General features: G+C 40.4%; 3 protein-coding genes. 2 read left to right on the top strand and 1 reads right to left on the bottom strand.

What is annotated here, in order from left to right; all coding sequences use genetic code 11:
* Positions 1-163: 163 nt before the first annotated feature.
* A complete protein-coding gene (locus AB5935_RS23150) occupies positions 164-1,759 on the bottom strand; it encodes a DUF6377 domain-containing protein (RefSeq protein ID WP_007841985.1) in 1,596 nt (531 codons plus the stop codon).
* 248 nt (positions 1,760-2,007) lie between these two features.
* Here AB5935_RS23150 and AB5935_RS23145 point away from each other — a divergent pair, with 248 nt between their 5' ends.
* Positions 2,008-3,858, top strand: coding sequence for a glycoside hydrolase family 13 protein (locus AB5935_RS23145; protein ID WP_038608579.1), 1,851 nt, complete (start codon positions 2,008-2,010; stop codon positions 3,856-3,858).
* A 41-nt stretch (positions 3,859-3,899) separates the two neighbouring features.
* Entirely contained in the window at positions 3,900-6,161 is a 2,262-nt protein-coding gene (locus tag AB5935_RS23140; RefSeq protein WP_368327608.1) for a glycoside hydrolase family 97 protein, read from the top strand.
* The last annotated feature ends 26 nt before the right edge of the window (positions 6,162-6,187 follow it).

Here is a 6,187-nt window from a genome sequence, read left to right as displayed (position 1 = left end):
GGCAAAATCCTGAGCAACTTTTTGTTGCTCAGGTACTTAAAAAGTTTAATTTATAATAGTGTTGCGGAATTAAGGATGAAGATAAAAACCTTCGGTTATATCGATTTAAGCCTCATTGTTTCTCTAATCCACATTACAATTATAATTAAAAGTCCCCCTATCTCTATAAGTTCATCACTTCCTGTTCAAAAGTTTCCTTGTTTCCTATCGCCTTATTACGCATCTTGCTGCGATAATTATAAATCGTTGCCAAAGAATACCCCAAGAAATGGGCAATCCGATTACTATCAGTTACTCCCAGACGGATCAAAGCAAATATACGCAATTCCGTAGTCAGCAACTCGCCCGATTTTGGATATATTCTTCCTTCCTCTACCAATAACTCATTAAAAGAAGTAATGAAATGAGGAAATAACTCCAGGAAAGACTTATCAAACTCATTATAAAAATCCTTCCGTTCATCTCGTATGAACTGCTCGGATTTAATCGCTTTAAACAAATCGTCTATACGGGAGGCCATTGCCAGTTTCGCCAAAGAACGACGATAAAACTCCAACTTGTCCAGATAAATCACACATCTGTCCAAATAACGGGCAATGTATACTTCCTTGATCTTCCCCGTCTGTGCCAACTCAGCATTTACTTCCTGCATCTGTTGATTAGCCAGACTCAGATTACGGCGCATCACTGATAATTTCTTCATCCATCGGTACAGATAAAAAATAGCAGCAAGCAAAAATAAAGAAAGCAAACTAACACTGATTAAAAGAGTACGGGAAATCTGCCTCTCTTTTTCTTCTTTCAATTTATATGCTTTATCAATAATAGGAAAGAACTGCGTTACCTCAATAAACCGCAAACGGGCATTACAAGCTACCGCATCCTCCATTGAACAATTCAAATACTTATAGGCACGGTCCAAATCACCTACCTCATACATCAGTTGAGCCAATTTCTGTAAGGATGCATATTCACGAATAGACGATTTCAAATCTGTAATAGCGGTCAAGGCCAGATAATAAATTTCTTTCTGAATATCTCCCCGCATATCGTAAGCCTCGGATAAAGTATAGTAAATATACCCTTTTTGCCGTTCATCCGGCGTTTCTTTCAATAGGTCCGACAATATAACCAAAGCAGAATCCACCCTGCCATTAATAATCTTTTTCTCGGCCCATACAATGCTCCTGTCTACACAAGGATCAGTAGCAATAAGAATAGAATCCCTGTAAGCATCGGTCTTTTTCAAATATTTCACTTTTTCGGCATCATTGGTGGTATAATCGGCCACCCAACCATAATAAGCCCGATAGGTCCGGTAATAATAAGCCAAAGTTTCCCGTTCCAATTCCAACGGGTCTACCCGCTCCAATTGTTCCAAAGCCTCGTTATACATTCCCATCACCCCCATCACCTCGGCACGGTTAATGACAATCTCATTCTTTAACTCCGGATGATTCAACAGAGGCAACAAATTCATTTTTCCATTAATATAATACAATGCGGAATCAGCTTGATAATGCAGATAAGCGTTAAACAAAGAACCGCAAAGTTCATATTTCTCCCTATTATCTTTAGAACGGTGAAGACGTTGCTTTAAATCCACAATCTCTTTTTCCTTCTGCACATGATAAGCGGTCTTATTATCAATGATCCGATCCAACCTTTTCAACACTTCTTCATTGCTGTTTTTATCAGCAAACAAAGGAGGTGTCAAAATCAACAAAAACAATATAAAGAAATAGGTTACATTCTTCATCTTATATACTTATTATAGATTCACAAATATATAAATATAAGTAATTAGAATAAAGTTTTTCAACGAAAATATTTTCATTGACGTTTATATTTTCAGCAATACAGCAGAGATAAATACACCTAGTTATCAATAAGTTGAGTCTATAAAACATTTATATTTTTATTCTAGTACTCAAATCTCATCTATTCCACTCCTACATTTGCAACATCCAAATGAAATGAAGATATAAACACTAATTTCTATATATTATGAAAAGAACATTCGCACTTATGGCATTACTCGCGTTATTCGGTTTGCAACACACAGTGTCCGCAGCCATAATTAAAAAAGTAGCCCCAACCTTCTGGTGGGCGGATATGAAGAATCCCGAACTACAGATCCTACTGTATGGCGACAATATTTCCTCCAGTGATGTAAGCATCTCTTCTAAAGACATTCTTCTGAAAGATATTGTGAAACAAGAAAATCCCAATTACCTAATCTTATATATGGATTTATCGGAAGCTACTCCGCAGACTTTTCATATTACATTGAAACAAGGTAAAAAGCAAACTGTTGTGCCATATGAAATAAAACAGCGTAAGGCAGATGCTTCCAACGTGGAAGGCTTCAACTCGGGTGACGTATTATATCTGATTATGCCAGACCGCTTCGCCAACGGAAATCCCTCGAACGATGTCGTACCGGAAATGTTGGAAGCAAAGGTAGACCGCAACGATCCGTTCGCCCGTCACGGGGGCGACCTCGCAGGTATTGAAAATAATCTGGATTATCTCTCCAACTTGGGAGTTACGGCCATCTGGCTGAACCCCATACAGGAAAATGACATGAAAGAAGGATCCTATCATGGCTATGCCATTACCGATTATTATCAAGTAGACCGCAGATTAGGCAGCAATGAAGAATTCTGCAAGCTGGTAGAACAAGCACACAGTAAAGGAATGAAAGTTGTTATGGATATGATTTTCAACCATTGTGGCAGCGAAAACTATCTTTTCAAAGATATGCCTTCCAAAGACTGGTTCAATTTTAAAGGAAACTACACACAAACTTCTTATAAAACAGCGAGCGTACAGGATATCCACGCTTCTGATTATGAACGCAAGATAGCCGTAGACGGATGGTTTACAGAATCAATGCCCGACTTAAACCAACGCAACCGCCATGTAGCCCGCTATTTGATCCAAAGCAGTATCTGGTGGATAGAATATGCAGGGATTAACGGCATCCGTCAAGACACACACCCTTACGCAGATTTCGACATGATGTCAGAATGGTGTAAAGCCGTGACCGATGAGTACCCTGATTTCAACATAGTAGGTGAAACTTGGTTGAACAGTAATGTGCTAGTTTCTTTCTGGCAGAAAGACAGCAGACTGGCTGCTCCCAGAAATTCCAATCTCCGTACCGTGATGGATTTCCCGCTGATGGAACAAATGAACAAAGCCTTTGACGAAGAAACAACTGACTGGAATGGCGGATTATATCGTCTTTACGATTATCTTACTCAGGATTTGGTATATGCAGATCCAATGAATCTGCTCGTTTTCCTTGATAACCATGATACTTCACGCTTTTATTTAAATGAAGAAGCCACGCAAAATATTGACCGCTACAAACAAGCACTTGTATTCCTGCTGACTACACGTGGCATTCCCCAGATTTATTATGGGACAGAAATTCTGATGGCTGCAGATAAAGCCAATGGCGACGGTCTGTTACGTTGTGATTTCCCCGGAGGTTGGAAAAATGACTCACGCAACTGTTTCAATGAGGCTAACCGTACTCCGCAGCAAAATGAAGCCTTTACTTATATGCAGAAACTACTCCAATGGAGAAAAGGTAATGAAATCATAGCCAAAGGCAGATTGAAACACTTCGCTCCCAACAAAGGGATTTACGTTTATGAACGAAAATATGGAAACAAATCGATAACGGTTCTCATGAATGGAACAGACAAAACGCAAACCATTAACCTGACTCCATACAAAGAAGTACTTCCAACAACATCAGCCCATGATGTTTTAACGGATAAAAGTATCGACTTGAGTAAAAACTTAACACTCCCGGGGCGTGGAATGCTAGTTCTAGAATTTTAAAACAATCAGTAAAAGCTTATAATTTAATACCAGTACATATTATGAAATTAAAAAAGAATCTTTCACTTATCGCATTTCTCTGTATCTCATTCATTGCGAATGCACAACAGAAACTGAGCTCTCCGGATGGCAATCTGGAGATGACATTTACCCTAGATGGTCAGGGCACTCCTACGTATGAACTGACCTATAAACAGAAGGAAGTTATCAAACCCAGTAAATTGGGATTGGAATTAAAGAAGGAAGACGCAAACGCCAAAACCGACTTCGAATGGACTGATAAAAAAGACATAGACAAACTGGACATCAAGACAAACCTTTATAACGGTTTCGAGCTAAAGGATGTCCAGACATCTACCAACGATGAAACATGGCAACCGGTATGGGGAGAAGAAAAGGAAATCCGTAACCATTATAATGAATTGGCGGTCACATTGAACCAGCCTGCCAATGACAGATTTATAATCATCCGTTTCCGCCTATTCAACGACGGTCTGGGTTTCCGCTATGAATTTCCGCAGCAGAAGAACTTAAACTATTTCGTGATCAAAGAAGAACATTCACAATTTGCCATGGCAGGTGACCACACTGCTTACTGGATTCCGGGAGATTACGATACACAGGAATATGACTATACCGTTTCCCGCCTGTCGGAAATCAGAGGATTGTTTTCAAAGGCTTATACGGAGAACTCCTCGCAAACAGCATTCAGCCCCACCGGTGTACAAACTGCCCTGATGATGAAAACAGACGATGGTCTGTACATCAATCTGCACGAAGCTGCTTTGATAGACTATGCCTGTATGCACCTCAATCTGGATGACAAGAACATGATTTTCGAATCATGGCTGACTCCGGACGCACAAGGTGACAAAGGATATATGCAGACTCCCTGCACTTCACCATGGCGTACCGTCATCGTTAGTGATGATGCCCGCAACATTCTTGCCTCACGCATTACGTTAAACCTGAACGAACCTTGCAAAATAGCAGACACTTCCTGGATCAAGCCTGTGAAATACATCGGCGTGTGGTGGGATATGATTACGGGAAAAGGCTCATGGGCTTACACAGATGACTTATCCAGTGTAAAACTAGGTGAAACAGATTACAACAAAACAAAACCTAACGGCAAACACTCTGCCAACACCGCCAACGTAAAACGTTACATTGATTTTGCAGCGGAGCATGGATTCGACCAAGTATTGGTAGAAGGCTGGAACGAAGGTTGGGAAGACTGGTTCGGAAAAAGCAAAGATTATGTTTTTGATTTTGTAACTCCCTATCCCGACTTTAATGTTAAAGAACTTCAAAGTTACGCTGCAAGCAAAGGTGTAAAACTGATGATGCATCATGAAACTTCGGCTTCTGTACGTAACTATGAACGCCACATGGACCAGGCATACCAATTCATGGCAGACAACGGATATAATTCTGTAAAAAGTGGCTATGTAGGCAACATTATTCCACGTGGTGAGCACCACTATGGACAATGGATGGATAACCATTATCTATATGCGGTGAAAAAAGCAGCGGACTACAAAATCATGGTAAACGCCCACGAAGCTGTACGCCCTACCGGAATATGCCGCACCTATCCCAACCTGATCGGTAACGAATCAGCACGCGGAACTGAATATGAGTCATTTGGCGGTAACAACGTAAACCATACTACCATCTTGCCTTTCACACGATTAATAGGTGGTCCGATGGACTACACTCCGGGTATCTTTGAAACCCGTTGTAACAAAATGAATCCTACCAACAATTCACAGGTACGTTCTACTTTGGCACGTCAACTGGCCCTGTATGTAACAATGTACAGCCCATTACAAATGGCTGCTGACATACCTGAAAACTATGAACGCTTCATGGATGCCTTCCAATTCATAAAAGATGTAGCCATTGACTGGGATGAAACCAAATATCTGGAAGCCGAACCGGGAGACTATATTACCATTGCCCGCAAAGCTAAAGGAACCAACGACTGGTATATCGGCTGTACGGCAGATGAGAACGGTCATTCTTCAAAACTGATATTTGATTTCCTTGATCCGGACAAAAAATACATCGCAACTGTATATGCAGACGCAAAAGATGCCGACTGGAAAGATAATCCGCAGGCATATACCATCCGTAAAGGCATTGTGACCAACAAAAGCAAACTGAACTTACACGCAGCAAGCGGTGGTGGTTATGCAATCAGCATTAAAGAGGTAAAAGATAAATCAGAATTAAAAGGTATTAAGAGGTTATCCTTAATTCCGCAACACTATTATAAATTAAACTTTTTAAGTACCTGAGCAACAAAAAGTTGCTCAGGATTTTG

The organism is Phocaeicola sp. RTP21198st1_B8_RTP21198_201120 (genome assembly GCF_040929485.1).
GTDB classification, from domain to species: Bacteria; Bacteroidota; Bacteroidia; order Bacteroidales; family Bacteroidaceae; genus Phocaeicola; species Phocaeicola dorei.
Note: the sequence above shows the minus strand (reverse complement) of the source record. Positions and strands in the feature narration are given on the sequence as shown.